General features: G+C 46.7%; 21 protein-coding genes. 14 read left to right on the top strand and 7 right to left on the bottom strand.

Translation table 11 applies throughout. The annotated features are described in order from the left end of the window. Positions 1-21: 21 nt before the first annotated feature. From HRU69_09425 to gldA, 5 genes are all read right to left on the bottom strand, one after another. Positions 22-939 carry a hypothetical protein gene (locus tag HRU69_09425; protein ID QOI97700.1) on the bottom strand — a complete coding sequence of 306 codons (918 nt, stop codon included), beginning with the start codon at positions 937-939 and terminating at the stop codon, positions 22-24. Beyond that, on the bottom strand, positions 939-2,627 hold the full coding sequence (gene gldG / locus HRU69_09420; protein QOI97699.1) for a gliding motility-associated ABC transporter substrate-binding protein GldG: 1,689 nt from the start codon (positions 2,625-2,627) through the stop codon (positions 939-941). Before gldG ends, HRU69_09425 begins: the two co-directional genes overlap by 1 nt. Next, positions 2,621-3,349 (bottom strand): gliding motility-associated ABC transporter permease subunit GldF, encoded by a 729-nt coding sequence (gldF, locus tag HRU69_09415; GenBank protein ID QOI97698.1) that lies wholly within the window; start codon positions 3,347-3,349, stop codon positions 2,621-2,623. The genes gldG and gldF overlap by 7 nt, the downstream gene beginning before the upstream one ends. Before the next feature lie 92 nt (positions 3,350-3,441). Then, entirely contained in the window at positions 3,442-4,245 is an 804-nt protein-coding gene (locus HRU69_09410; protein ID QOI97697.1) for a hypothetical protein, read from the bottom strand. Between the two features lie 43 nt (positions 4,246-4,288). Then, on the bottom strand, positions 4,289-5,209 hold the full coding sequence (gldA, locus tag HRU69_09405; GenBank protein QOI97696.1) for a gliding motility-associated ABC transporter ATP-binding subunit GldA: 921 nt from the start codon (positions 5,207-5,209) through the stop codon (positions 4,289-4,291). Positions 5,210-5,345: 136 nt separating this feature from the next. Between gldA and HRU69_09400 the strand changes: the two genes are divergently transcribed. The 5 genes from HRU69_09400 to HRU69_09380 all read left to right on the top strand — a co-directional run bounded on the left by HRU69_09400 (position 5,346) and on the right by HRU69_09380 (position 8,559). Then, positions 5,346-6,794 carry a DUF5106 domain-containing protein gene (locus HRU69_09400; protein ID QOI97695.1) on the top strand — a complete coding sequence of 483 codons (1,449 nt, stop codon included), beginning with the start codon at positions 5,346-5,348 and terminating at the stop codon, positions 6,792-6,794. 183 nt (positions 6,795-6,977) lie between these two features. Next, complete coding sequence (locus HRU69_09395; GenBank protein QOI97694.1) at positions 6,978-7,439, top strand: hypothetical protein; 462 nt, start codon at positions 6,978-6,980, stop codon at positions 7,437-7,439. A gap of 136 nt (positions 7,440-7,575) precedes the next feature. Further along, on the top strand, positions 7,576-7,797 hold the full coding sequence (locus HRU69_09390) for a hypothetical protein (GenBank protein ID QOI97693.1): 222 nt from the start codon (positions 7,576-7,578) through the stop codon (positions 7,795-7,797). Next, complete coding sequence (locus tag HRU69_09385) at positions 7,769-7,975, top strand: hypothetical protein (GenBank protein QOI97692.1); 207 nt, start codon at positions 7,769-7,771, stop codon at positions 7,973-7,975. The genes HRU69_09390 and HRU69_09385 overlap by 29 nt, the downstream gene beginning before the upstream one ends. Further along, positions 7,972-8,559 carry a DUF3365 domain-containing protein gene (locus tag HRU69_09380; protein ID QOI97691.1) on the top strand — a complete coding sequence of 196 codons (588 nt, stop codon included), beginning with the start codon at positions 7,972-7,974 and terminating at the stop codon, positions 8,557-8,559. Before HRU69_09385 ends, HRU69_09380 begins: the two co-directional genes overlap by 4 nt. On the opposite strand, the gene HRU69_09375 is transcribed toward HRU69_09380, so the two are convergent. Next, positions 8,556-9,530: a polyprenyl synthetase family protein gene (locus tag HRU69_09375; GenBank protein ID QOI97690.1), complete on the bottom strand. Its 975-nt coding sequence runs from the start codon at positions 9,528-9,530 to the stop codon at positions 8,556-8,558. The genes HRU69_09380 and HRU69_09375 overlap by 4 nt on opposite strands. 115 nt (positions 9,531-9,645) lie before the next feature. Between HRU69_09375 and corA the strand changes: the two genes are divergently transcribed. The 3 genes from corA (at position 9,646) to HRU69_09360 (ending at position 12,687) form a co-directional block, all read left to right on the top strand. Then, a complete protein-coding gene (corA, locus tag HRU69_09370; GenBank protein QOI97689.1) occupies positions 9,646-10,671 on the top strand; it encodes a magnesium/cobalt transporter CorA in 1,026 nt (341 codons plus the stop codon). A 12-nt stretch (positions 10,672-10,683) separates the two neighbouring features. Next, positions 10,684-11,643, top strand: a complete 960-nt coding sequence (locus HRU69_09365; protein ID QOI97688.1) for a calcium/sodium antiporter — start codon at positions 10,684-10,686, stop codon at positions 11,641-11,643. Between the two features lie 66 nt (positions 11,644-11,709). Then, entirely contained in the window at positions 11,710-12,687 is a 978-nt protein-coding gene (locus HRU69_09360; protein ID QOI97687.1) for a calcium/sodium antiporter, read from the top strand. Between the two features lie 2 nt (positions 12,688-12,689). On the opposite strand, the gene HRU69_09355 is transcribed toward HRU69_09360, so the two are convergent. Continuing rightward, positions 12,690-13,433 (bottom strand): hypothetical protein, encoded by a 744-nt coding sequence (locus tag HRU69_09355; protein QOI97686.1) that lies wholly within the window; start codon positions 13,431-13,433, stop codon positions 12,690-12,692. A gap of 141 nt (positions 13,434-13,574) precedes the next feature. Here HRU69_09355 and HRU69_09350 point away from each other — a divergent pair, with 141 nt between their 5' ends. From HRU69_09350 to HRU69_09325, 6 genes are all read left to right on the top strand, one after another. Then, positions 13,575-14,879 (top strand): NAD(P)/FAD-dependent oxidoreductase, encoded by a 1,305-nt coding sequence (locus tag HRU69_09350; GenBank protein QOI97685.1) that lies wholly within the window; start codon positions 13,575-13,577, stop codon positions 14,877-14,879. 31 nt (positions 14,880-14,910) lie between these two features. Continuing rightward, a complete protein-coding gene (locus tag HRU69_09345; GenBank protein QOI97684.1) occupies positions 14,911-16,869 on the top strand; it encodes a KUP/HAK/KT family potassium transporter in 1,959 nt (652 codons plus the stop codon). Between the two features lie 134 nt (positions 16,870-17,003). Further along, a complete protein-coding gene (locus tag HRU69_09340) occupies positions 17,004-19,430 on the top strand; it encodes an ABC transporter permease (protein QOI97683.1) in 2,427 nt (808 codons plus the stop codon). Between the two features lie 12 nt (positions 19,431-19,442). Then, on the top strand, positions 19,443-21,833 hold the full coding sequence (locus HRU69_09335; GenBank protein QOI97682.1) for an ABC transporter permease: 2,391 nt from the start codon (positions 19,443-19,445) through the stop codon (positions 21,831-21,833). Positions 21,834-21,860: 27 nt separating this feature from the next. Next, the gene (locus tag HRU69_09330) at positions 21,861-24,230 is read left to right on the top strand and encodes an ABC transporter permease (protein ID QOI97681.1); all 2,370 of its coding nucleotides are present in this window, start codon (positions 21,861-21,863) and stop codon (positions 24,228-24,230) included. Between the two features lie 25 nt (positions 24,231-24,255). Then, on the top strand, positions 24,256-26,694 hold the full coding sequence (locus tag HRU69_09325) for an ABC transporter permease (protein ID QOI97680.1): 2,439 nt from the start codon (positions 24,256-24,258) through the stop codon (positions 26,692-26,694). The last annotated feature ends 50 nt before the right edge of the window (positions 26,695-26,744 follow it).

The following is a 26,744-nucleotide window of genomic DNA, read 5'->3' as shown; positions in this document are numbered from 1 at the left end:
GGAAACGACAGCTACCGGCTGCTATTTTAGTGTAAACCACACCTTGTGCTGCACCAGCGGGCTTACTTTCCGTTGGTCAAAAACTGCAACCGGAGCCAATTCGGTGAGACCGTAAGCAGTGGCCGCGCCTGGTTTTGTGTAAAGAGCAAGCAAAAAAACCTTGCCTGCCAGGGTAGCCACCTGTAACGTAACTGCGGGCTGTGCTGAGGCAAGGCTGTCGCGCAGTGGCTTATTGGTTACCAGCCGGTCAGCTTCCAGCAAGGAGATCTGATCAAGAAATGTATTAAGCCTGGCCGTATCGGTTTTAACGCCTGGTATTGAAAACATCGTGCCATCGTATGAAACTTCAAACGAATCACCGATGCTCGGAAAGGTTACTTTCAGTGATTTAAAGTTGCGCCAGTTGAAATTAAAAATCCGCCTGTTTAACCAGCCGGTTTCATCTACTTCAAAAATTCCGGAAACGTAAACGCGATAACCGGGTATAACTACTGAGTATGGTGTTACCTCACCTTGTTTGAGAAAAATAGCTTCCGTTTTTTGCCGGTTGCCTCCTGCAAAAAATGTAAGAACTGGTTGCGAACCTGCAAACAGGGATACCCGTACGCCCTTTTCAGCAAGTGCGGCAGCAGTTGAATCGCGTAACAGCTTCGGCATGGGCCTCCGGGGCTCAGCTTGCGCCAGCGTGGCCATCAGCACCTGCACCATATCCGCATCGGCCGGTTTGCCGTTAACTTTCCAGCGCACGCCATCAAAGGTTAATTCAATAGTACCCGATTTACTCGTTAACTCCACCCTATCAACTGCGGTGAGATCAGCTACTTTAAACAGATTTTTATCAATACCATTTTCGCGATGCTGAAGAATAAATACCAGTACCGTAAGCGTTACCAAAACGCCTGAAGAAACCAGCAGCCCAATGTTTTGCTTCCGATACATTAACGAAATGTTGCAAATTTTTTCGTACGAATAATAAACCTCAGGATACCAAAAATCAGCAGCAGCACAACCGGTGCAACCAGGTTAATGCTTTGCCACACACTTTTTTGAAGTCGTATTTTCTCTTTATTGAGCGGCCGGATTTTCACCTCTTTGTTCCGGGTTTTTATCAATCCGTTTTCATCTACCAGGTAAGCCAATGCGTTCATCAGCAGTTCTTCGTTGGCAAACGTGTACCCGGTAAACGGATCGCTCCCAAGCTGTTGCGGGTTGCCGGTGCGCGGATTCCTGTCGTTACGGGCCAGGTCGCCATCGGCAACCACCAATACCTTAGCCGGCAGGCTTTCTTCGCGAAATGCAGCGGCATCGACCCGTTCAGGCAGAAACCTGTTTTTATAGAGTGAAGTAAACCGTCCTTCCAGTAAACAGGCCAGCATAATTTTCTGCTCTGAAAAACTTTCAGGTTTTACATTCCTGCGAAGTTCGTTAATGCTCACCGACACGGGTGCTCCGAGTTTACGCGAAAAATCAGATGTAAACAGCAGCGGAGTTTTTTTAACACCGGTGGCTTTTACTGTATCCATGCTGCTGGCAAACTTCAGCATCACTGCATCAAGGTTGCGGGTTATTACATGGTCGGCATAATGATTTATTAGCGGAAAAAAGGGCCAGTCCATTAACTGCAGTTGGGGTTTCCCTCCTGTCTGGTCTGTAACAACCGGGTACAGCCCGGCATGGCGATCCTGCACCAGGTCGTTATTAATCCGTACGCCATATTTAAAAAGCAGATCATCCAGGTTGGTTGTATAGGGAAAAGCGAAATAGTCTTCGCGTGAAGCACTGTCCATGGTGGCTTCAAGTTTATCAAGCAAAAACAACACACGCCCCCCGTTCATTACGTACTGATCCAACTTATACTTATCAGCATCCGAAAAAGGTTGGGTTGGCTTGGCAATAATCAGGGCATCATACACGGGATTGGTTTGCTTACGCGAAAGATCAACCTTATACACATCGTACAATTCAAGCAGGGCGTTATTAAAACTGGCTACCTGGAGACTATCCAGTTCGCCATGCCCCTGGACAAAACCGATGCGTTTACGGTTAGTATTAACCAATTTAAAAATGGTGTTTGCAAAAGCGTATTCCAATCCTTCGATGGAGGGGTTTATCCGTTCATCGGCTGTGCGGGCGGCAACATCTTTAAGCAGGTTAATGCCGGTTTCAAAACCTCCGTAGGAAACCACGGCACCGGGGAAGATCAGTTTTTCGGATGTTTGGTTGTTTTCGCGTTCCACCACCCGGGTAGGCACTATTCCTTTACGGGCCAGCTCCTGGAAATATTCATTACGGGCCTTTTGGCTGATGGCCTGGTGCGGATCGATAAACGCATATCGCACTTTATTACGCGAATAGATTCTGAATTCTTCAAGTAATTCGCGGATGGCATTGCGCAACCTGCGGAAACTGGCATTCAGTTCACCTTCCAGGTACACCTCAATATACACGTCATCATCGAGGTTTTGAAGAAGTTCTTTTGTCTGGGGTTTTACCGAGAACCGTTTTTCTTCAGTCAGATCTATCCTGAAAAAGTAAGCCGATGACACCAGGTTAATAAGCACCACCAGCACCAGCCCATTAACCAGCAGTAATAAGTCGCGAAGTTTTTTGCTCTCCAGTTTTACCATGTACGGGCCGATAAAATGGTTTTGGTTGCCAGCAGGAACAAGGCAGTAACACTTAAAAAATAAACCACATCCCGGCTGTCAATGAGTCCCCGACCGAGTGATTCGTAATGGTACAGAATGCCGAGTTGTTTAATTACCAGCACATTGCCCGACCATACATTAAGCGCAGCCAGTGAATTAAAACCCGTGAACAGGAAAAAGCAAAGGAAGGCCGCCAGGATAAACGACACGATCTGGTTGGTTGTTATACTGGAAGCCAGCAAACCTACTGCACAAAATACACCGGCCAGCAGAACCAGTCCAATGTACGACCCGATAACTCCGCTGGTATCCACATTACCAACCGGATCGCCCAGCAGATAAACTGAGAGATAATAAATTCCGGTAGGCAGTAAAGCAAAGAGCACCAGCAGGAAGCCCGCAAGAAATTTACCCAGCACAATATCCCAATCGGTAAGGGGGCGGGTAAAAAGCAATTCAAGGGTACCGGCACGTTTCTCTTCGGCAAAGCTACGCATGGTGATAGCGGGTATCAGAAAAATAAACACATAGGGGCCCAGCGAAAAGAGCGTGTCCATATCGGCAAAGCCGTAGTTGAGCACCGAGGTTTCCGGAAACACCCACATGAGCAGGCCCATGCTGGTGAGGAACACCCCGATTACGATGTAGGCAATCAGCGAGTTAAGGAATGCATTAAACTCTTTGGTAAGGATTTGAATCACCGCTCAAAAAACAAAGTGCAAGTTTATCAGGGATTTAATATAATTCAAAGCAAGGAGTATAAGCGCCCACACAACGACTGTTCGGTGGTTAGCTAAAAATTATACTGAAGTCCGAGAGTAAATGAAAGCGAAACCAAGGCACCGGAGGTAACTGGAAAATCTACATTAGTAATAGTTGCAGTGCTTGGACGAAAGGCTGATTTATCTAAAACAATTTTGTCGCCAAACTGGCTGTTAAAACAAACATGAGCGGTAACGGACAGGTTTTTTGATGGTATAAATTCCATGCCCGGACCAACCGAAACGCCTGCCACAAAAGATGAAGTGCTTTCGCGATCAACATACGTTGTGTTTACGTACTCAAAATCAACCACCAGCCGGGCTTCCTTGGTCATGGCTGATAAGAAACCAATGCCTACAGAAGGTTTAATGAATCCAAAAACCACAATCTTACTATTGTCGCTGTAGGGAGTCAGGTTCATGCGGATGATACCACTAAACGAGAAGGAAGAAAATGTTCCGCCATCAATACCCACTTCAATAGATTCATCATACGGCTCACCATCGGTGGTACTGCCGGGAGGGAATGCCGAGGGTTCATCGCTTTCCGATACATAATAATCGTAACCATTGTAGGTATTTCCCAGGGATTGGTAGGTTAAACTCGCGCCAAGGGTTATTAATTTGTTCAACCGTTTGCCATAACCGATTTCAGCCTGCCACCCTTTTCCATAATCACCGGTAGAACCTTTTACCATTCCAATAGAAAATGATGAAAAGTGCATCCGTTCAAATCGCTGCTGAATTTCTGCAGGGCCGGCATCCTGTGCGGAAACGGTACCATACACAATGAGGGTACTAAAAAGGTGTAAAAGAAATAATTTCCTGAGGGTCATAAGATAAATGTAGGCAGGTTATGAAGAATAACAAAACACGGGGTTAACTGCTCACATTACGGGTCAATTCAGCAAACACACTTTCCAGCGAGTTTTCATCCCACCGTAAACCAACAAGCGAATTGCCTTGTTCTGTTGAAAATTTAAAAATTGAAGGCCGAACATCAAAACCCTGTTGAGGAATTACTTCAACAACCGTTGCAGCCACTTGGCGGACACCCACAACACCTGGTAAAACTTCAATCTCCCCAACTGAAACAGGCTCTTCAAATTCAATAATAAGCGAACGTGTTTTATCCTTTCCAACAAGTTCTGATAGACCGGCATCAGCAACAATGCTTCCTTTGTTAATCACAATCACCCGGTCGCAAAGCGCTTGTACTTCCTGCATAATGTGAGTTGAAAACAACACCGTTTTATTTTTACTCACTTCTTTAATGAGTTTTCGTATTTCAACCAGTTGATTCGGATCAAGCCCTGAGGTAGGCTCATCCAGGATGAGCACCTTCGGATCGTGCAGCAACGCCTGAGCCAGGCCAACGCGCTGGCGATAGCCTTTTGAGAGCGCTTCAATTTTTTTGTTCTGTTCAACGGTCAAGCCACAAAGATCTATCATTTGCCCAACCCGATTACGCAACCTTTTACCCGATAACCCATAAAGCCGCCCTGTAAAAGCAAGGTATTCGTGCACATACATATCTACATACAGCGGGTTATGCTCCGGCAGGTAGCCGGTCATCCGTTTTACATCCATCGGGCGATGGGCTACGTCCATGCCGTTAACCAGCACCGTGCCGGAAGTGGCCGCCAGGAAACCTGTAGCAATTTTCATGGTAGTGGATTTACCGGCACCATTGGGACCCAGAAAGGCCACAATCTCACCTTCGCTTACCTCGAATGAAATGGTGTTAATGGCATATTGTGTTCCGTAAACCTTGGTAAGCTTGTTAACAACCAGCGACATCGGGCGCTAAACTAAGCAATGATTGCAAACTTTGGTTACAGAAAGTGCAACTACCCGATAAAGGGCAGGCCGAACCGGCATACGAATTGCCTTACTTAACGTTTAATAACTAATTTCGCCTAAAATTTTTACCGGCATGCGCAGTATCAGCCTCATTATTTTGTTTTTCGCTTCCGTTTCAGTTTATGCACAACCGAAAACCGGCTATGCCATACGATTTAAAATAACCGGCCTCCAGGATACCACCGTGTACCTGGGATATTATTATGGTGAAAGCACGTTTGTACGCGATACCGCCCGGGTAAACAAACAAGGACAGTTTGTATTTGACGGCAAACAACCCCTGCCCCAGGGAATCTATTTTGTGGTGCTGAACAAAACCCGCCTGTTCGATATGGTCGTTGGTCACAACCAATACTTCAGCATCGAAACCAAATCGGATGACTACATCAGGCATGCGGTTATCACAGGCGATGAAGACAACACCCTGTTTTTCGATAACATGCGTTTTAATATGGAGCGGAACAAAGAAGCCGACCCGTTTATAAAAATCCTGCAGGATACCACGCTTAAAGATGAAACAAAAAAAAGTGCAGCACGCGAAGGCTTCAGTAAGGTAAATGACAAAGTGATGGCCTATCAGCACTCGCTCATCGAAAAACATCCTGCTACGATGACAGCACGCTTGCTTAAAACTTCCAAGCGGGTTGAAATTCCGGAGCCGCCAAAAAATGCTGATGGACGAATCGATTCAACCTTTCAACTCCGCTACTATCGCGAACACTTCTTTGACTATTTCGACCTGAGCGATGACGCCCTGATTCGCCTGCCCCAACCCATTTACAGCCAGAAGGTAAACGAATACCTCGATAAACTGTATGCACCTCAGGTGGACACGCTTAAAAAAGCAATAGCCGGTTTAGTTGCACGCGCAAAGAAAAATCCGGAAACCTACAAGTTTATGGTGTGGACGCTCACACTGAAATACCAAAACCCGGATATTATGGGCCTGGATGAGCTGTTTGTTCACCTTTACGATACCTATTTTGCCTCGGGCGAGATGAACTATTGGGCCAATGATAAACTGAGGAAAAACCTGAAAGACCATGCTGATAATCTGCGTAAAAGTTTAATTGGCCGCACCGCCCCCAACCTCATCATGCAGGACGCCAACCTGCAGCCCCGCTCGATGTACGCGCTGAAAAACAAGTACACCATCATTTACTTCTTTGATCCGGACTGTGGCCACTGCAAGGTGGAAACACCCAAACTGGTTTCGTTCTACACAAAAAACAAGGCCCGGTTTGATGTGGAAGTGTATGCCGTAAGTGCCGACACGTCCATACAAAAAATGCGTGACTACATAAAAGAAATGAACATGAAGTGGATTACCGTTAACGGGCCGCGTACGTATGTAGGCTCGTACCACGATTTGTATGATGCCCAAACCACCCCGACACTTTATATTTTGGATGACAAAAAGAAGATCATCGGCAAGAAAATTCCTACCGAAAGACTGGAGGACTTTCTGACCAACTACGAGAAATTTCAAAAGCAACGAACCGGAGCTCAGTCAAAAAGTTAAGTAAGAAATGAACACCCGGGTGTTCAGAAGTGCACATCCGGGCGTGTTTAGCATTAATTAACACATCATTAAACAGGCCCGGATAACCCAAAAACCGCCTTTTGTAACATTTCTGAAAATTTTGGCGTCATACATGCAACTATTTAAGGCGGACAAAGTATCTACTAAAGCAAATAAACAACCATGACGCTGATTGATAAACTGCTTGGCAAAAAGAAAACCGCGCTGAAAGCGCGCTGCCCCATCACCAAAGAGCCCATCGAAACGGGTTATGGATACATGCTTACCACCGCCCAGGTGGTGGCCTCTAAAAAATACTGGGACCTGGTGATGACCGAACCCGAAACGATTTCGTACACGGTTTCGCATTTTAAAAACCAGGTTGACGGCACACACATGCGGAGCCTGATTTTTGAAAAATACAGTTCAGTTGAAAAGCCCTGGATGATTTCTGATTCCTGCATTAACCTGTTTGAAGTGGATAAGGCCGTTGCCCGCGAGCATGCCAAACAATGGTGGGCAAGCAACGGCACCTTTGTGCCGGGCGAAAACGGCCCCGCCACCGACCACCTCGACCCCGATAATTACAAAACCTGGCGCGACTACGCCATCCTGGAAGCCGGCCGGAACCGGGTTTCGGCATAATTAACAACAGGTTTACGTTATCTACACTTTCGAGCCCCAAAAGTATGGGGCTTTTGCTTTCCGCCTACCTCATCGTAACAAAAGTCACCTAAAAACGGTAACCGATTTAGTAGTTTTGCTAAGTAAAAATTAAGCAATGAAGACAGCTATTCTTAAATGGAGCATCGGTATTGTACTTGGTGCAACAGCAGGCTACCTCTACTGGTACTACATTGGGTGCAGCAGCGGAAGTTGCGCCATTACCTCTAACCCGGTTAACAGCACCCTGTACGGTGCCCTGATGGGTGGTTTGCTTTTAAATACGTTTGAATCGAAAAAGAAAGGGAACGATGAAACTGAAAAAAAGATTAATCAGTAAGGAGCATTCCGATTACGAAGCCATCGGCAGCCAGATTCAAAGCACTGAAAGTGTGGTGGGCATTGATGCCCGGCATACTCATATTATCATCATCAAAAAACTATTGGAGCTGGAAGATAGGATGGATTCAATTGAGAAAGAGTTAAAGAAACAATCAAAAAAACAAAAAAAGAAATGAGGCCCGTGAGGTTGATGCTGGTTGCGCTTGCCGCATTGCTTTTTGTGGTCATCTCCTGCCTGAAGCGTCCGGCCGAAAAAACTGATTCTGCTTCCCTTCCTGATTCGGTTTACCTCAGGCTGGGCGATCAACTGGTAGCATTAACATTCGATACCCTGCGCGATGCCCTGACCACCGCCATCGGGCAGCAGGGCTTTGCCTATGCGGTTTCGTTTTGCAACGAGAACGCCTATCCGCTTACCACCTATTACCAGGAAGAAGGCGTTACCATCAGGCGCGCATCCGACAAATACCGGAACCCCAAAAATGCAGCCGACAGCCTGGAAAGCGCTCTTCTTGATCAATTCAGGGCAGAAGGTCCATCAACCCGGATTGTGCGAACGGAAAGCGAAGTGCACTACATTAAGCCTATATTGATGCAGGGCATGTGTTTGCACTGCCACGGAACACCCGGTGAACACCTAAAACCTGAAACAGTTGCTGCTATCGAAGAAAAATATCCAACCGATAAGGCTGTAGGGTATAAGGAAGGAGACCTGCGCGGACTATGGCATGTGGTGTTCAGGAAAAACAAAGCACATTAATTGCTCCTGTCAATCGTAAACTGCACCAGTTGTTTTAATGATTCTTTGTAATCCGATGGAGGAATATCCTCCAGCAACGCCAATGCCTCGCGGTGAAATGTATGCATCCGCTCAATGGCATACGCTATACCTCCGGATTGTTTAACAAATGCAATTACCTCCTTAACCTTTGCTGTTTTACTGCTTTCGTTACGAACAATGGAAATGATTCTTCGCTTTTCAAGCCAGCCAGCTTTCGATAAGGCATAAATCAGCGGCAGGGTCATTTTCTTTTCTTTAATATCAATGCCAAGCGGCTTGCCGATTTCATCGTCACCATAATCAAAAAGGTCGTCTTTAATTTGAAAAGCCATTCCTATTTTTTCGCCAAACAACTTCATCCGCTCCACCTGTCCGTTTTCAACACCGGCCGAAGAAGCGCCCACTGCACAACACGAAGCTATGAGGGAAGCGGTTTTCTGGCGGATGATTTGAAAATAAACTTCTTCAGATATATCAAGCTGGCGCGATTTTTCCATTTGTAATAATTCGCCCTCGCTCATCTGGCGAACGGCATCCGTAACAATACTGAGCAAATCAAACTCCTTGTTTTCAACCGAAAGGATAAGGCCACGCGAGAGCAGAAAATCGCCCACCAGTACAGCAATTTTGTTTTTCCAAAGGGCATTTACCGAAAAGAAACCCCTTCGATAATTTGCATCATCCACCACATCATCGTGTACCAGGGTGGCAGTATGCAGCAACTCAATCAGTGCAGCACCACGGTAGGTTGACTCAGTAATTTTACCGCAGGTACCGGCCGTAAGAAATACAAACATAGGCCGCATTTGCTTACCCTTGCGCTTAACGATGTAGTTCATGATGCGGTCAAGCAGCATCACGCGGGTTTTCATGGAGGCCCTGAACTTGTGTTCGAACTCCTCCATTTCGCGGGCGATGGGTTTCTTTATGTCGTCAAGGCGCAGCGTCATGCGGCACAATAATACAACCGCGTGGCACGGTTTCAAACTAAAAATTGCAGTACCGGGTATGGTAAAATCAGGACAGTGGCCTATATTGGCTCACCGTTTTTGCCTACCTTCTGCAATGAAGAAACGAAGACCTGTACGAAACACTCACCCTGCCAAAAAGGTTATCCTTGAACTTATCTCGTACAACAAAACTGATTACGAAAAATACGATGACCTGGCTGTTGATGACCTGCTGCAGAAGATTCATCCTGATCGGGTAAACTGGATTAACCTGGACGGCCTGGAGGACAAGGCAATCATCAAAGCCATACAGGAGCACTTTAATCTGCATACGCTGCTGGTGGAAGATGTGTTGGACGACCAGCGCCCCAAAGCCGAAGAGTATGATGACTACCTGTTTTTTACATTAAAGATGCTGTACAGCATCAAGCAGGGTACCATTGAATACGAACAGATAAGTTTTGTACTCGGCAGCAACTACCTGATTTCTTTTCAGGAAAAAGAAGGTGATTTGTTCGACCAGTTCCGTGAGCGCATCCGGCTCGACCAGGGACGTGTTCGCAAGCGGGGATCAGATTACCTTCTATACCGCCTGATTGACATTATCATTGACAATTATTACATCGTACTTGATTCCATTGGCGAACGGATTGAAATCATTGAAGACAGCTTTTCGCATTATACCCAGGAGAAAAGAGAGCATACCTTTCAGCGCATACAGCGCCTTAAAAAAGAACTGATTTACCTGCGTAAAGCGGTGTATCCGCTGCGCGATGCCCTGTCACAGCTATTAAAAGATGAAAGCGGATTTATTGCCGAAGAGAACATCCGTTACTTTAATGACATTTACGATCACGTTATCCACCTGACCGACTCTATTGATACGTATAAAGATCTGACCTCCGGCTTAATGGACTTACATATAAATACCCAGAATGCCCAACTTAATCAGGTAATTAAAGTGCTCACCATCATTTCTACCATTTTTATTCCACTTACCTTCATTGTGGGAGTATATGGCATGAACTTCGACTACATGCCCGAGTTGCGTTGGCATTACGGTTATGGATTGATTTGGACGATTATGATCGTTCTCGGCATTGCCATGCTGGCATACTTTAAAATTAAAAAATGGTTTTAATCGGGTTAATGCATGCTGCTTAACATCATCCTGTTACTGGCCGGTTTTATCATCCTGATAAAGGGCGCTGAGTATATGGTAAACGGAGCCTCATCTGTAGCCAAACGGATGAACATCTCCACATTGGTTATTGGTTTAACCATTGTGGCGTTCGGCACATCCGCCCCGGAGTTAACTGTTAACGTTATTAATTCAGCCTATGGCCGCAACGAGGCCATTTTCGGCAACATCATCGGCAGCAACATCTTTAACCTGCTGATGATTCTGGGGGTAACCGGTTTGATTTACCCGCTCGTGGTTCAGCAGCAGTCTGTAAAGTACGAGGTGCCTCTCTCCTTCATCGCCATTATAGTGATGTATTTACTGGTTAACGATGTTTTATTTTTTGATGGGACCAGCAACACACTTAGCCGGGTTGATGCCTTTTTACTGCTAATCGGTTTTGCATTCTTTATGTACTACATCTACCGGTCGATGCGCCAGAAACCTGATTTTGAAGAAGACGGCATTAAAATCATGTCGATGCCGGTTTCGCTGGGCCTTATTATACTGGGTGTTGCCATGCTGATTGGCGGTGGCTACCTGGTAACCGAAAATGCGGTGGGTATCGCACAGAAGTTTGGCCTTAGTGAAAAACTCATCGGACTAACCATACTGGCCGTAGGCACTTCGCTGCCCGAACTGGCAACTTCGGCAGTGGCAGCCTATAAAAAGAAAACTGACATTGCCATTGGCAATGTCATCGGGTCAAACATCTTTAACATATTTTTTATTCTGGGGGTTAATGGATTAATCAACCCCATCGGCTACAATACGGTACTCAATACCGATATGAAAGTACTGGGTGGCGGAACCATTGTGTTATTGATTGCCATGTTTACCCTTAACCGCAATAAAGTTGACCGCTGGGAGGCCTTTATCTTCCTGATGCTGTATATCGCGTATACCTGTTATTTAATTATTCGAAATTAAGTTGCAGCACACAGGTATTGCATTTAAAAAATTGAATACCTTTAAAGTTAAACACCCCAAACCCTTATGCTTTTGCTTGCCGCAGGGCTTCTCTTAGTCGGCTTTGCCATACTGATTAAAGGAGCTGATTTTCTGGTAAATGGCGCTTCCTCCATGGCTAAAAAATTCGGTATCTCCAATATTGCCATTGGGCTTACCGTGGTGTCTTTTGGCACATCTGCCCCGGAACTGATCGTCAGTCTGCTCTCGGCCATTAACGGAAACAGCGATGCCTCCTTTGGCAATGTTATCGGCAGCAACAATTTTAATCTGCTGGGCATTCTTGGGATTGCCGGGCTTATCTACCCTCTTGTAGTGCAACGCAATACAGTAAAATTTGAAGTACCCATATCGCTGCTGGCTGCCGGGGTACTTTATATGCTGGTTAATGATTCCTGGTTGCGGGGGGCAACCTCTAACGAACTTTCCAGAACAGATAGTTTTATCCTGCTTGTGTTTTTCGGGTTCTTCATGGCGTACATTTATCGCACGATGAAAAAGGCTTCTGATTACAGTGATGAAGCAATTATTAAACTTTACAGCACTCCCGTTTCCATCGGCCTGTCCGTTCTGGGGTTGGTAATGCTTGTTGGAGGAGGCAAGCTGGTGGTGGACAATGCCGTTAAACTGGCCGAGCATTTCGGGCTTAGTCAGAAACTCATCGGGCTCACCATTCTGGCTGTTGGCACCTCTTTGCCTGAACTGGCCACTTCGGCCGTGGCGGCTTACCGGAAGAATACCGACATCGCCATTGGCAACGTGGTGGGCTCTAACATCTTCAACATCTTCTTCATCCTGGGTATAACAGGCACCATCAGCCCCATTGGTTACAATACCGCTATGAACTTCGATTTGAAAGTATTGGGGGTGGCAACCGTTGTGCTGATGATTTTTATGTTTACCCTCAATACCCGTAAACTCGATCGCTGGGAAGCGCTCCTGCTGTTTCTGGGTTACATCGTGTACACCGTCTTCCTTATCGGGATGGAAGAAGGGCTGGCCTGAACTCAGAACTTTTTTTCCAGTTCGTTGATTTTTGCTTCGGCTTCTTTCTTTCCGAGCGATAACGCCTTTTTGTAAAGCTCCAGCGCCTCTTTTAATGTTTCCTTCTTCTTTTTCGGGGCCAGTTTAGTGCGGTTAGCCGCCTCTTCAACTGCCTGGGCACGGGCATACAGGGCATCGGCTTCGCTTACTTTCGATTGGATCATCAATTCCTGAATACGCGCTTCAATCAGGGCCAGCTCGGCTTCTTTGGCCAGTATCTGTGCTTCTTTGTCGTTCAGTTCAGCCGATTGCATTTCGGCAAGGCTTATCAGGTTTTTGTTCTCGTTGCGGTATTTTTCAACCTGCTCCTGCAGGGCAACTATTTCGTTGGTCTTGGCCTGCAAGTCTTCTTTGAGCCTTTTTATTTGTTTGGTATAAGCCGAAGCATTGCCCTGTGCTTTCCGCAATGCCTTTTCCAGGTCATCAATTTTTTTCTCAGTTTCCTTTACATAGTTGTTGATGTCGCGCATGCGCGAGGTATAGTCATCATATGTGGTACCTTCCACCATGTTGATGCGCAGCAGCTGGCGGTTGGCATCGATGGAGTCCATCAGCATACCTACTTCCATTAAGGTGTTGGTCATGCGCTGAGAAGCTTCCAATTCAACTCGCAGGGAATCCACCTGGGCCTGTAGCGCAACCTTTTCTTTGGTACCGCAACCCGCTAAAGAAATTCCACCAAAAATGGCAACAGCTAACCTTTTCATACCGGAAATAATTTAGATAAGCAGCCAAAAATAAGGCTCCTTTTGAACAGATTTAACACTCAGATGTTAATTTTTAATAAATCAACTTAGCCTTTGCAATACCATACGGGCGCTTAACTTTGCCCCCGCTTTAGGGCTTTCATGGCCAAACTGATTACAACCCGAACCCGCATAGCCGACCTGGGCAAACCCCGGGTAATTATTATAGGCGGAGGCTTTGCCGGCCTGCAGGTGGCTAAAGGTCTGAAAGGGGCCAAAGCGCAGGTAATCCTTTTCGACCGGTACAACCACCACACCTTTCAACCCTTGCTTTATCAGGTGGCCACATCAGGCCTTGAAACCAGTTCTATTGTATTTCCCTTCCGAAAGCGTTTCGCCAAGCAGCCCGACTTCTTTTTCCGCATGGGGGAAGTAATAAGCATTAAGCCTGACGAAAACTATATTGAAACATCCATAGGCGGGGTAAAATACGATTACCTGGTGATTGCCCATGGCGCTACCACCAACTATTACGGCATGACCGATGTGGAACAACACGCCATACCCATGAAAACCATCGTGGACTCCATCAAACTGCGCAACACCATCATCCGGAATTTTGAAACCGCCCTGCTTACAGACGATCCGGAAATGATGAACAGTTTGATGGACTTTGTAATTGTAGGTGGTGGGCCAACCGGAGTTGAACTGGCTGGGGCTCTTTCGGAACTGAAGCAGCATGTTTTCCCGAAGGATTACCCCGAACTGGAACTCAGCCACATGGACATCCACCTGGTTGAAGCCGGCCCGCGCCTGCTTAACGGCATGTCGAAACAGGCCTCGGATAAGGCCCTGGAATATTTGCAGCAAATGGGCGTTAAAGTTCACCTGAACTGCACGGTAAAATCGTATGACGGCTACGAAGTGCTTTTTAATACCGGAGAAAAATTAATAAGTCGTACACTGGTTTGGGCTGCCGGAGTAAAAGCACGACCGATTGAAGGCTTAAAGTCTGAATGCATCTCCAAATCAGGACGGATACGCGTTGATGAATTCAACAAGGTTATTGGCTACGACAATATATTTGCTATTGGTGATGCCGCCATAATGGAAGGCGATAAGGCTTACCCGGCCGGCCACCCGATGATGGCTCCGCCTGCCATCCAACAAGGCAGGCTGCTGGCCCGCAACCTGAAGCGACTCATCCAAAAAAAGGCCATGATCCCTTTTCGGTATTTCGATAAAGGCACCATGGCCACCATCGGCCGGAACCGGGCTGTGGTGGATCTGGGCAAATTCCGGTTTCAGGGTTTCTTCGCCTGGTACGTGTGGATGCTGGTGCACCTGCTCTACATTATTGGCTTTAAAAATAAAGTGTTTGTTATGTTCTCCTGGCTATGGAGTTATTTCTCGTACGATAAAAGCAACCGGTTGATCATCAGCAGAAATAAAGAGGGGGTTAGCTAAAAATGAAGAACCTTTTTACCTTTAATTATTCATGACTGCCTCCGAAGCCAGCAGTAAGTACAGCATCCCGCTTTCCTCTGCGGGGGTTTTGATTTCACTTGGAATTATTTACGGTGACATCGGTACTTCACCCCTGTATGTATTCAAAGCCATCGTGGGTGAACACATTATTACAAAAGAACTTATCTATGGCGGACTTTCATGTGTATTCTGGACGCTCACACTAATCAGCACCATTAAGTACATCTACCTGGCACTGAATGCCGATAACAAAGGCGAGGGCGGAATTTTTGCTTTGTATGCACTGGTGCGCAGGTACAAAGCCGGCTGGGTAGTGTATCCGGCCATCATCGGCTGTGCCACACTTATCTCTGACGGGTTTATAACTCCGGCTATCAGTGTATCATCCGCCATTGAAGGGCTTCGGATTTACAACCCGGATATACCCACCGTTCAGATCGTAATAGCCATCCTTATCGGCTTGTTTATTTTTCAGCAGTTCGGTACCGGTGTTGTTGGCTCAACGTTCGGCCCAATCATGTTCGTATGGTTCACCACCATCGGAACCATGGGTACACTTCAACTCATTGAAAATCCCGGAGTATTTGAAGCTCTCAATCCGTGGTACGCCATTAACCTGCTCACTCATTACCCGGGTGGTTTCTGGATTCTCGGGGCGGTATTTCTTTGCACCACCGGGGCAGAGGCTCTGTATTCGGATTTGGGCCATGTTGGCAAAGGCAATATCCGGGTAGGTTGGGTATTTGTAAAGACCACGTTGCTGCTAAACTATTTCGGCCAGGCGGCCTGGCTGCTCGGGCATGAGGGCGACAGCCTGAACGGTAAGATACCGTTTTATGCCATTATGCCCGAATGGTTCCTGCCGCTTGGTATCATCATCGCTACGATGGCGGCCATCATCGCCAGCCAGGCGCTGATTTCAGGAACCTTCACCCTGGTTAACGAAGCCATGAAGTTAAAGTTGTGGCCAATGACCCGCGTACGTTACCCCAGCCAAACCAAGGGGCAGATTTACATCCCCTCAATTAACTGGATATTAATGCTTGGCTGTATTCTGGTTGTATTGATCTTCCGGGAATCATCTGCTATGGAAGGCGCGTACGGCCTGGCCATTACCATTGATATGCTGATGACCAGCTCGCTGCTCGTTTATTATTATTCACTTTCGAAAAAATCCACCATTCGTTCACTGGCCTTAGGCCTTATCTTCTTTTCACTCGAGGGCATGTTCCTCATTTCCAACCTCGATAAATTTTCACATGGCGGATGGTTCTCTTTCATGATGGCCGGCATTTTGTTTATTATATTATTTGTTCAGTTGCGTGCCCGTAAACTGCGCACCCGCCATACCGAGTTTGTTGACCTGAAGCATTATGTGGAGATGATAAAAGATCTGCAAGCTGATGAAACGGTACCCAAAGAAGCCACCAACCTGGTATTTCTGGCTGTAGCCGACAGCAAGCGATATATAGATTCAAACATTATCTATTCCATTTTCCGCAAACGGCCCAAGCGTGCCGATGTGTATTGGTTCCTGCATGTGGATACCGTGGACAGTCCGTTTACCAGCAAATATTCGGTTGATACCATTATTCCGAAAAAATGTTTCTTCGTGCGCATCAAACTCGGCTTTAAAGCCGACCACCGCATTAACTTAATCTTTAACAAAATTGTGCATGAAATGGCCGACAATGGCGAGATTGATCTGATAAGCCCGTATCCATCGCTGCACAAGTACAGCCAGACTGCCGACTTTAAGTTTATCATCATTCAATCATGGGCTTCGCCCGACAGTGAGATTTCCAACTTCGAACGCCTGATTATTCAGGGCTACCGCCTCCTGAAAAAGTTCAGCCTCTCAACCGAAGAGCACTATGGCATTGAAGCCGCCAACCTGGAAATTGAAAAAGCGCCAATCCAGGTGGGCCCGCCTGCCAAAATCAAGATCAAGCGCGAACGGGAAGAGTAACACCCCTATCCGGTTTCGGACAGAACCGTTCAGAAGTGGTCGGCACGGCCATTACAATTGCCCTATTCCAGCTCAAAATCAAAGTTTTTCAGATGGCACCGATTTAGTTAACAGGCATCAAAACTAAGTCTGGTATGCTGTTTAATTATTGGAAAATAGCCCTGCGCAACATACTGCGTAACAAGGCCTATTCACTAATTACTGTTTCGGGTTTGGCTGTTGGTATAGCCTGTTGTTTATTGCTCATGCTTTTCATACTAGACGAACACCGGTACGATAAGCACCACCAGTCGCTCGATAATCTCTACCGGATAACTTCCACCTTTCAGGGGGCCACCGGTATTGACAAACTGGCTACCGCTTCGCCACCCATTGCCCCGACTTTACAGCATGAACTGCCTGAAATAGAAGTTGCCACGCGGGTGGTAAACCCACCCGGAGTTGCACAGTATCTGTTTCAGTACGAGGATAAAATTTTTTATGAAACCAACGGCTTTCTTGCCGACTCAACAGTATTTTCAGTTTTAACCTATCAGTTTATTGAAGGAGATGCCGCTACCGCCCTGCGTGACGCTAACACCATGGTTATTGCTGAATCGCTTGCCCGTAAACTGTTTGGCAGCGAAAGCGGATTAAATAAACTGATTAAGGTTGGTCAGGGGGGTGAACCGGCCTTGTATAAAATTACGGGCGTCTTTCAGGATCAGCCTCAGAGCCACCTTCAGGCTACCTTCTTTTTATCCATGATGAGCCCCGGCCTGGGCGAATACCTCCGTTCAGATAATGCCATGGGCGAATGGGCCGGACAAAATTTCGTTCCTTCATACATCAAACTGGTTGATGGAGCCAACATAGAAGAGGTTATTAAAAAAATGAATGACGTGCTTATTCAATACGGAACTGAAGACATGAAGGCCCTGGGTATGACCAAAACGCTGGGCCTTGAACCGGTAAAAGATATTTACCTTAAATCCGACATCGGACGCAGTCCGCGAATAACGTATGTGTACGTCATTGCTTCCATTGCTGCGTTCATCCTGATTATCGCCTGCATCAATTTCATGAACCTGGCTACCGCCAAAGCAACCAGGCGGGCAACCGAAATCGGGGTGCGAAAAGTAGTGGGTGCCTACCGCAGTTCGTTAATTGCACAGTTGATGGGCGAAGCCATGGCCATCGTGGTTATCGCTATCGCTTTAAGCTTAATTATTACGCAGGCTGCATTACCCTTGTTTAATGAACTAACCAATAAACATATCGGGCTTGGTGGTGTTGCCTGGCGTTACACAGTTGGCTCCTTACTGGCCATTGCGCTTAGTGCCGGCTTTCTTTCCGGAAGTTACCCTGCCTTATACCTTTCATCATTTAAACCCGCAGCCGTTCTTAAGGGAAAAAACAACCTGGGCAATGCTTCAGGATTTTTACGACAAAGCCTGGTAGTATTTCAATTCATTATTGCCATAAGCCTGGTGTGCAGCATGTTTATTATTAACAAACAACTTGAATTTATACAGAATAAAAACCTGGGGTTTAACCCGAGTGCAAAAATTGTACTGCCACTGCGTACCGAACGTGCAAAAACCAACTATGAAGCCTTACGGGATGAATTGATCAGAAATAAAATAGCCTCCGAAGTTTCAGCAGCTGATTACCTGCCGGGAAACATCGTATGGTCTGACATGATGTTTTACACTCAGGGCGGGAATATGAATACGGCTGTTTTGAACCGCAGAAACCGCGTTGACGCAGGCTACATTGAAATGCTGCGTATTACTATGGTTGCCGGAAGAACCTTTACCACAAACCGCGAAATGGATGGCGATACGAAGGTTATCATTAACGAAACCTCGGCAAAACGCTTCGGTAAGTCGCCCGAGCAAATGGTAGGCGAGAAAATTTATTTCGACTGGCAGGGTGAGAATTACGCCTTCGAAGTAATTGGTGTAATGGCCGATTATCACCAGAACTCACTAAAAGAAGCGATTAACCCGCTAATGTTTAGCCTGCCGAAAGACACCGGTAATTACGGTTACCTGATAGCAACTGTTGATGCCGGAAATTTTACTGAGGCCATTCCAAAACTGGAAGCATTGTGGAAGAGCGTGGTGAGCGATACACCCTTTGAGTACTCCTTTCTCGATGAAACTATCCGTAAACAATATGATGACGACAAAAAAGTGTCGTCCATCATTAACAGTTTTACCTTCATCGCCATGATTATTTCATGCCTTGGCCTGTACGGACTTTCTACCTACATGGCCGAACGCAGATTTAAAGAAATAGGCATACGTAAGGTGTTTGGTGCAGGGGTAGCGCAAATTGTAGGGCTGCTGTCAACAGAGTTTGTCAGACTGGTGGTTATTGCCTTTGTCATTGCAGTGCCGCTATCCTGGTATGCCATGAACCGGTGGCTCGAAGGATTTGCCTACAAAACCGGAATAAACGGCTGGGTATTTTTAATGGCGGGCCTGACGGCCCTGGGCATCGCGTTGCTCACGGTAAGCTACGAATCAGTAAAGGCTGCCACCACAAACCCGGTTAATGCTCTACGAAACGAATAATTAACAATTCTGATGATTCTCAACTATATAAAAATTGCCCTCCGCAACTTGTTGCGTTACAGAACATACAGTTTCATTAACATACTGGGCTTGACTATCGGGTTCACAGTATTTGTGGCTATTGCACTTTACGTATTCGATGAGTTTTCATACGACCGGTTTCATGAAAAACAACACCGGATTTATCGCGCAGTAATCACTGCAGAGTTTGACGGGCAAGTAAACAAGTGGAGCCGGGTGCCTAACCTGGTGGCACCCACCGCAAAACAAGAAATTCCGGAAATAGAGAAATCAGCACGATACTTTCACCACAACTTTGGAGACCTTGCTTTTCTTTCAATAAATGACGAAAAATTTACCGAAACACAACTCTACTATGCAGACCCTGAATTTTTCGACATCTTCACAGTGGATTTTGTGAAGGGCAATAAAGCAAAGGCCCTCTCAAAACCGGGTACCATCGTAATCAGCGAATCAGCTGCTACAAAGTATTTTTCCGGAGTTGATCCCATCGGGCAAATTATCACCATAAACAACAATCTTTCAATGGAAGTAACCGGTGTTTATCGGGACTTCCCGCCTAATTCATCGCTACAGGCAAGCCTGATTGCTTCGTTTGCCTCTAATTGGTTTGGTGAGGATCGCAATCAAAGTTGGGGCAATGCCAGTTTTGAGTCCTTCTTTCTGCTTCATGATGAATCCGATAAGGAAACTGTAGATGCCAAAATTGAAAACATGCTGAACAAACACATCGAAAAAGAAAATCGCTGGTTCAAAATTTCGCTCCAACCCTTAACTGATATCCATTTAAAGTCGGGCGATTTAAACGCTACGTTTGACCGCACTACTTATGGTGATATGAACCAGGTAAGGATACTGATGGCCCTGGCTCTAATCGTTTTGGTGATCGCAGCCATTAATTACATGAATATGGCTACCGCTCAATCCCAACGAAGAAACAAAGAGGTGGGCATTAGTAAAACATTAGGCGCAACCTCAAGGCACCTCAGTGGAAAATTCTACTTCGAAACATCGGTATTTGTTGTACTGGCTATGGTGCTGAGCCTTATCATTTTTACTGCCATCCTACCCTTGTACAATGACGTAGCGGGCAAGCAGGTTACGATGGATTTTTTGCGCGCCACCTGGTTTTGGTGTGGATTTGCAGCGATTGGAATACTGCTGACGGTACTGGCCGGCTCCTACCCGGCCTGGTATCTTTCATCATTTTCGCCAAAAACTGCATTACATAAAACAACCTCAGGAGGTAGCCAGGCCGTTGTCCGCAAGGGCCTGGTGGTTATTCAGTTTTCAGCATCAATGGTATTGATTGTCAGCACCCTGGTATTCCACCGCCAAATGAGCTACATCCGGAATAAAAAATTAGGTTATGAACCGGAGCAGGTCATTGCGGTGATGACATCGGGTACACGCGATCAGGATCTGATCCGCTCGCTCAAAACTGAATATGAAAAGTTGCCTGAAGTAAAAGGCGTTTGCCGCAGCCAGTCATACCCCGGTATTGGCACAAGCGCCTATACCATTAAACGCGAACGGGATACCCCGGAAGGAGCTTCCATTCTTACCACACGCGCAACCAGCGAAATAGTGGATGTGCTTGGAATAAAGCTACTGGCCGGTAAAACACTTCCTGCAATAAAAGATCCGAGTGATACAACCCTTCAGGTTGTATTAAACAAAAGCGCAGTGGATTACCTGCACCTGTCACCCGAAGAAGCCGTGGGCCAACAGGTTTATATCTTTGGCAATAAGCCCGCTGAAGTAGTGGGTGTAACTGAAAATTTCCACTTTACTTCGCTGCATCAGCAGATAGGACCTTATGCCTTTAACAACATCCCCGACAACAGATACAATTACCTGCTGGTAAAAGTAGAAACATCAGACGTTTTAAAAACAGTAGAGAAGCTTGAAGCTCTATATAAACAGCTAATCCCGGCAGCTTTTGATTACACTTTTATTGATGATCGGATGGCTTCGCTGTATCACACCGAACAGAAACTGGCCAACGTAGTTATGATGGGCTCAGTTATTGCCATTTTCATCGCGTGCCTTGGGTTATATGCGCTAGCAGCATTTACCGCCAACCAGCGCACCAAAGAGATTGGCATTCGTAAAGTAATGGGCGCATCGGTGTCGCAACTGGTGGCTATGTTATCGAAAGATTTTCTGAAACTGGTCGTTATCGCCATTGGTATTGGTTTGCCTGCAGGCTATTACCTGATGAACAACTGGCTGGAGCGGTTTGCCTACAAAACTACCATCGGCCTAACAGTATTTGCGGCAGCAGCACTTATAAGTCTGCTGATTGCCTGGATTACCGTAAGCTTTGAATCAATTAAGGCCGCCACCACAAACCCGGTTAATTCTTTACGAAACGAATAATAGTATCACTTTAATTGCTTATCAAGTATGCTCGTCAATTATTTAAAAATTACACTCCGCAACCTGCAGCGCAACCTAACCTATTCATTCATTAACATCTTCGGGCTTGCGGTTGGCATTGCCTGCAGCATTCTTATTCTGCTGTGGATAGCCGATGAATTTAAGTACGATCGCTTTCATGAACGCAGCGACCGGCTGTTTAAAGTAATGATGAACCAAACCTTCTCCGGCAAGGTGGGCTCGCAAGTGGCACTGCCTTATCCGCTCAAGGATAAACTAAAAGAACAATCGGCCGATATAAAGTACAGCGTTATTACCAACTGGGGCGAAGGCTACCTGCTGGCCAATGGCGAAAACAAAGTAACCAAAGTAGGCATCAGCGCCAGCGAGGATTTTTTAAAGATGTTCACGTTTCCGCTGGAGCAAGGTGATGTAAATACGGCTCTGAGCGATCCGAACTCGATTGTACTTACCCGGGATGTAGCCAAAACCCTGTTTGGCGAGGAAGACCCCATGGGCAAACTGGTAAAGATTGATAACAACCGCGAATTAAAAGTTACCGGGGTGCTGGCCCCGATTCCGGACCAGTCGGACTTTTCATTCATTCACCACATTACACCTTTCGCCTTTTACGAATCGACCCAGGACTGGGTGCGTGATTCGCGCGAACGGTGGGATAACAATTCCTTCCAGATGTATGTAGAACTGGCAGGCAGCAGTACAAAAGAAAAGGTAGATGCGTCCATCAGGGATATTGTAAAGAAACATATAGCCGATACGCTTACCAACCCGCAGGTCTTTCTCCACCCGATAACAGATTTACGGCTGTACTCCAATTTTGAGAACGGCAAAGTATCGGGTGGGATGATTGAGTACGTGCAGTTGTTTGGCGCTATTGCGGTATTCGTATTGCTTATTGCGTGCATCAATTTTATGAACCTGGCCACAGCACGTTCCGAAAAACGGGCGCGCGAAGTGGGCATCCGTAAAAGCATCGGATCGCGAAAAAAAGAACTGATTATCCAGTTTCTGGGCGAATCCATTCTGATAACGCTGGTGGCCTTTCTGTTGGCCATCGTGCTGGTTGAACTTGCATTGCCCGCTTACAACACACTGGTAAAAAAGAAACTGCTCATTGACTATGCTAATCCGTACCTGTGGCTGGCGGCCGGCAGCATCATACTGATTACCGGAGTAATTGCCGGCAGTTACCCGGCTTTTTATCTCTCATCGTTTAAACCGGTACAGGTGCTCAAAGGAAAAATACAAGCCGGAAAAGACACAGTAACGCCCCGCAAGGTGTTGGTAACCCTGCAATTTGGTTTCTCCATCTTTTTAATTGTCGGCACAGTGGTTATTTACCAGCAAATAGAACATGTAAAAAACAGGAACACGGGCTACGACCGCGAAAACCTGATGATGGTTTGGACCAACGGTGAACTGGAAACCAATTACCAGACAATTAAAAACGAACTCATTAATACCGGGGCAGTAAAAGCCGTGTGCAAATCAAACAGCCCGATTACGTCCATATTCTCCAACAACATTGTAGAGTGGCCCGGCATGGCACCCGGAACACGCGTGGTATTTACTACCATTGCCACTGAATATGACTATGCCAAAACCATGGGCATTAACCTTATCGAGGGCCGGGATTTCTCACCCGATTATAACGACTCAACCAATGTAGTCATTAATCAGGCAGCCGTTGACGTGATGGGCTTAACCAATCCCATTGGCGCAACCATTAACATGTGGGGTGGCGAATGGAAAATAATTGGTGTGATGGAAAACGTGATCATGAACTCGCCCTACGAGCCCGTGCAGCCGCTGGTGATGGTGTTTATGCCGGGCTGGACCAGCACCATTTCGGTACGCCTTGAAAAGACGGCCGATTTGCCGGCTGCTATCAGCAAAGTTGAAAACGTGTTTAAGCGACTCAACCCCACCTACCCGTTTGCCTACCGCTTTGCCGATGTTGAGTTTGACAAGAAATTTACCCAGATCAACCTGATCAGCAGCCTGGCCAAAATTTTTGCCGGCCTGGCGCTGGTCATTACTTCACTCGGCCTGTTTGGGCTGGCCGCCTTTACGGCCGAGCAGCGGGCCAAAGAAGTGAGCATCCGCAAAGTACTCGGAGCAACCGTAACCAACCTGGTGTTGCTTATCAGTAAGGATTTTTCACGGCTGGTGATTGTGGCGTTTATTATTGCCTCGCCAATTGCCTGGTGGTTTTTGTCGGGCTTTCTTGAACGCTATCCCTACCGCATCACCATCAACTGGTGGATATTACCGGCAGCAGGCCTTGCAACGTTATTAATAGCACTGGCCATTGTAAGCACCCAGGCCCTGCGGGCGGCTACCAGCAACCCGGTTGAGACCCTAAGAAACGAATAATAATTATTTCATACTTAAGAAAACGATGCTGCGCAACTACATCCTCACCGCCCTTCGCATAGTAAGCCGCCAAAAGGTTTATTCGGCCATCAACATCTTCGGGTTAACAATTGGCATTACCAGCACCTTGCTGCTGGTGCTTTACATTACCGATGAGGTGAGTTACGATCGTTTCCACCCGGATGCCGGCCGTATTTACCGGACCGTGCTGAACGCCAACCTAAACGGGCAATCGTTCAGTACCATCAGCACAGGCTTTCCTATGGCCGAAGCATTGATGAATGATGTGCCGGAAGTGCAGGAGGTAACACGTATTACACGCTGGAATACCATGCCCGTCCGTTACGAAGACAAAACCTTTACCGAAAGCGGCTATGTATGGGCCGATTCCAATTTCTTTTCCTTCTTCAACGGCTATAAACTGATGGCCGGTAACCCCAACGATGTCCTGAAGGGCCCGAATAAAGTGGTGATTACCGAACGGGCGGCCCGCAAATATTTCGGGTACACCGGTGCCGGAGACCGTACACCCATCGGCAAGCTGTTTTATTTCGGCAGTGACGGTAGCATACAAGCAGAGGTAACCGGCATTGCGGCAGATCCGCCACACCATGCACACCTGCAATTCGATTTTCTGGTTTCGATTTCTACCTGGGATATGCTGAAATATCCCCAAATGTGGATGAACAGCGCGGTAGTCACTTACTTTAAACTGCATCCCGGAGCATCTGCCAGCGGTATGGATGCGAAATATGACTATTTCGTGAATAAGTACATCGCCCGCGAGATTGAGCAGTTTCTGAATATGAGCATGGACCAGCTCGCGGCTTCGGGCAGTTATATCCGGTTCTCTACGCAGGCATTAACCGATATCCACCTGCATTCACAGTTTCCCGATGAACTGGAGCCCAACGGCAACATCCGTTACCTCTACCTGTTCGGGTTGATTGCTGTATTCCTGATTGTGCTGGCGTGCATCAATTTTATGAACCTGAGCACAGCCCGTGCGGCCAACCGTGCCAAGGAAGTTGGCATACGCAAAACAATAGGTGCATTGCGCAGTAAGCTGATCGGGCAGTTTATGCTTGAATCTTATCTTTATACCGTTATCGCTGTGCTGTTTGCGCTGATGTTGGTGTCGATGTCACTGAACCTGTTTAACATCATTACTGCCAAAAACATTGTCTTCAGCACATTACTTAATCCGCTATTCGTAGCCGGATTAACCGTATTTACCATTCTTGTTGGTGCGGTAGCCGGTAGTTATCCTGCTTTTTATCTCACTTCCTTCATACCGGCCGAAGTGTTAAAAGGAAAAGTACGCGCGGGCATGAGGCGTTCAGGCATACGCAATGCCCTTGTGGTATTTCAGTTTTTCATTTCCATCGGACTGATCATTGCCTCACTGATAGTATTTCAGCAATTGAAGTATGTGCAAAATCAAAACCTTGGGTATGACAAAGACAACATCATGACGCTGATGCACACCATGTCGCTTAAGCAAAATGCTGATGCCTTCAAAAATGAGTTGCTGCAGCATGCCGAAGTGAAGGGAGTAACGTTTGTGAGCCGCATGCCGCCCAACATCGACTGGAGTTCCACCTTCCGGATGAAGGATACGGGCAATGAACAACTGCTGACCGTGTATGTAACCGATTATGACGCTCTGGAAACCATGGGATACCAACTTGTGGCCGGAAGGTTCTTCTCCCGCGATTTCCCGAGCGATTCCACCGGGGTTTTGCTGAACGAGGCCGCCATGCGCCACATGGGCTGGGATACACACGAGGGCAAGAAACTCATTTCGCGCTATGCTTCATTGAAAGAATACGAAGTGGAAGTGCTGGGGGTGCTGCGCGATTTCAACTACGAATCATTAAAGAACAACATCCGCCCTATGATTGTGCTGCTTCAGCCAGGAGCTAATTTTGAAGGCGGTATCCGTTTCGCTTCAGGAGACATTCGCAAGAATATTGAACTGGTTGAAAAGCTCTGGAAGAAATATGCACCCGATGCCCCGTTTGAATATAGTTTTCTGGATGCCAACTTCGCAGCCAAATACAAAGCCGAAGAGCGTATGGGCCAGGTATTCCTGATCTTTACGGTACTGGCCATCATCATTGCCTGCCTGGGGTTATTAGGACTTATAACCTACTCTGCCGAGCAGCGTGCAAAGGAAATCAGCATCCGTAAAATTATGGGTGCCACGGTAAGCCAGGTGGTATTCTTGTTAGGTGTGGATTTTGCCAGACTGATTCTTATTGCCTTCGTATTGGCTATACCCTTAACCTGGTATTTACTTGAAAAGCACTGGCTCGAGGGGTTTGCCTATCGCATTCAATTCAACCCCTGGATTATTGCAACTGCAGGCTTACTGGCCCTTATTATAGCACTGGCCATTGTAAGCACCCAGGCCCTTCGGGCGGCTACCAGCAACCCGGTTGAGAATCTGAGAAATGAATAACGGTGAACATTTTTAACGCAAACCTTGTTGACCGGATGGAATGGACTTAA

It is taken from the genome of Flammeovirgaceae bacterium, assembly GCA_015180985.1.
Lineage (GTDB): Bacteria > Bacteroidota > Bacteroidia > Cytophagales > Cyclobacteriaceae > UBA2336.
This window is presented reverse-complemented; position numbering and strand designations above follow the sequence as displayed.

Coding starts and splice junctions, on each gene's coding strand:
- HRU69_09425 (QOI97700.1), bottom strand. CDS start 939: ATGTATCGGAAGCAAAACATTGGGCTGCTGGTTTCTTCAGGCGTTTTG.
- gldG (QOI97699.1), bottom strand. CDS start 2,627: ATGGTAAAACTGGAGAGCAAAAAACTTCGCGACTTATTACTGCTGGTT.
- HRU69_09410 (QOI97697.1), bottom strand. CDS start 4,245: ATGACCCTCAGGAAATTATTTCTTTTACACCTTTTTAGTACCCTCATT.
- gldA (QOI97696.1), bottom strand. CDS start 5,209: ATGTCGCTGGTTGTTAACAAGCTTACCAAGGTTTACGGAACACAATAT.
- HRU69_09400 (QOI97695.1), top strand. CDS start 5,346: ATGCGCAGTATCAGCCTCATTATTTTGTTTTTCGCTTCCGTTTCAGTT.
- HRU69_09395 (QOI97694.1), top strand. CDS start 6,978: ATGACGCTGATTGATAAACTGCTTGGCAAAAAGAAAACCGCGCTGAAA.
- HRU69_09390 (QOI97693.1), top strand. CDS start 7,576: ATGAAGACAGCTATTCTTAAATGGAGCATCGGTATTGTACTTGGTGCA.
- HRU69_09385 (QOI97692.1), top strand. CDS start 7,769: ATGAAACTGAAAAAAAGATTAATCAGTAAGGAGCATTCCGATTACGAA.
- HRU69_09380 (QOI97691.1), top strand. CDS start 7,972: ATGAGGCCCGTGAGGTTGATGCTGGTTGCGCTTGCCGCATTGCTTTTT.
- HRU69_09375 (QOI97690.1), bottom strand. CDS start 9,530: ATGACGCTGCGCCTTGACGACATAAAGAAACCCATCGCCCGCGAAATG.
- corA (QOI97689.1), top strand. CDS start 9,646: ATGAAGAAACGAAGACCTGTACGAAACACTCACCCTGCCAAAAAGGTT.
- HRU69_09365 (QOI97688.1), top strand. CDS start 10,684: ATGCTGCTTAACATCATCCTGTTACTGGCCGGTTTTATCATCCTGATA.
- HRU69_09360 (QOI97687.1), top strand. CDS start 11,710: ATGCTTTTGCTTGCCGCAGGGCTTCTCTTAGTCGGCTTTGCCATACTG.
- HRU69_09355 (QOI97686.1), bottom strand. CDS start 13,433: ATGAAAAGGTTAGCTGTTGCCATTTTTGGTGGAATTTCTTTAGCGGGT.
- HRU69_09350 (QOI97685.1), top strand. CDS start 13,575: ATGGCCAAACTGATTACAACCCGAACCCGCATAGCCGACCTGGGCAAA.
- HRU69_09345 (QOI97684.1), top strand. CDS start 14,911: ATGACTGCCTCCGAAGCCAGCAGTAAGTACAGCATCCCGCTTTCCTCT.
- HRU69_09340 (QOI97683.1), top strand. CDS start 17,004: ATGCTGTTTAATTATTGGAAAATAGCCCTGCGCAACATACTGCGTAAC.
- HRU69_09335 (QOI97682.1), top strand. CDS start 19,443: ATGATTCTCAACTATATAAAAATTGCCCTCCGCAACTTGTTGCGTTAC.
- HRU69_09330 (QOI97681.1), top strand. CDS start 21,861: ATGCTCGTCAATTATTTAAAAATTACACTCCGCAACCTGCAGCGCAAC.
- HRU69_09325 (QOI97680.1), top strand. CDS start 24,256: ATGCTGCGCAACTACATCCTCACCGCCCTTCGCATAGTAAGCCGCCAA.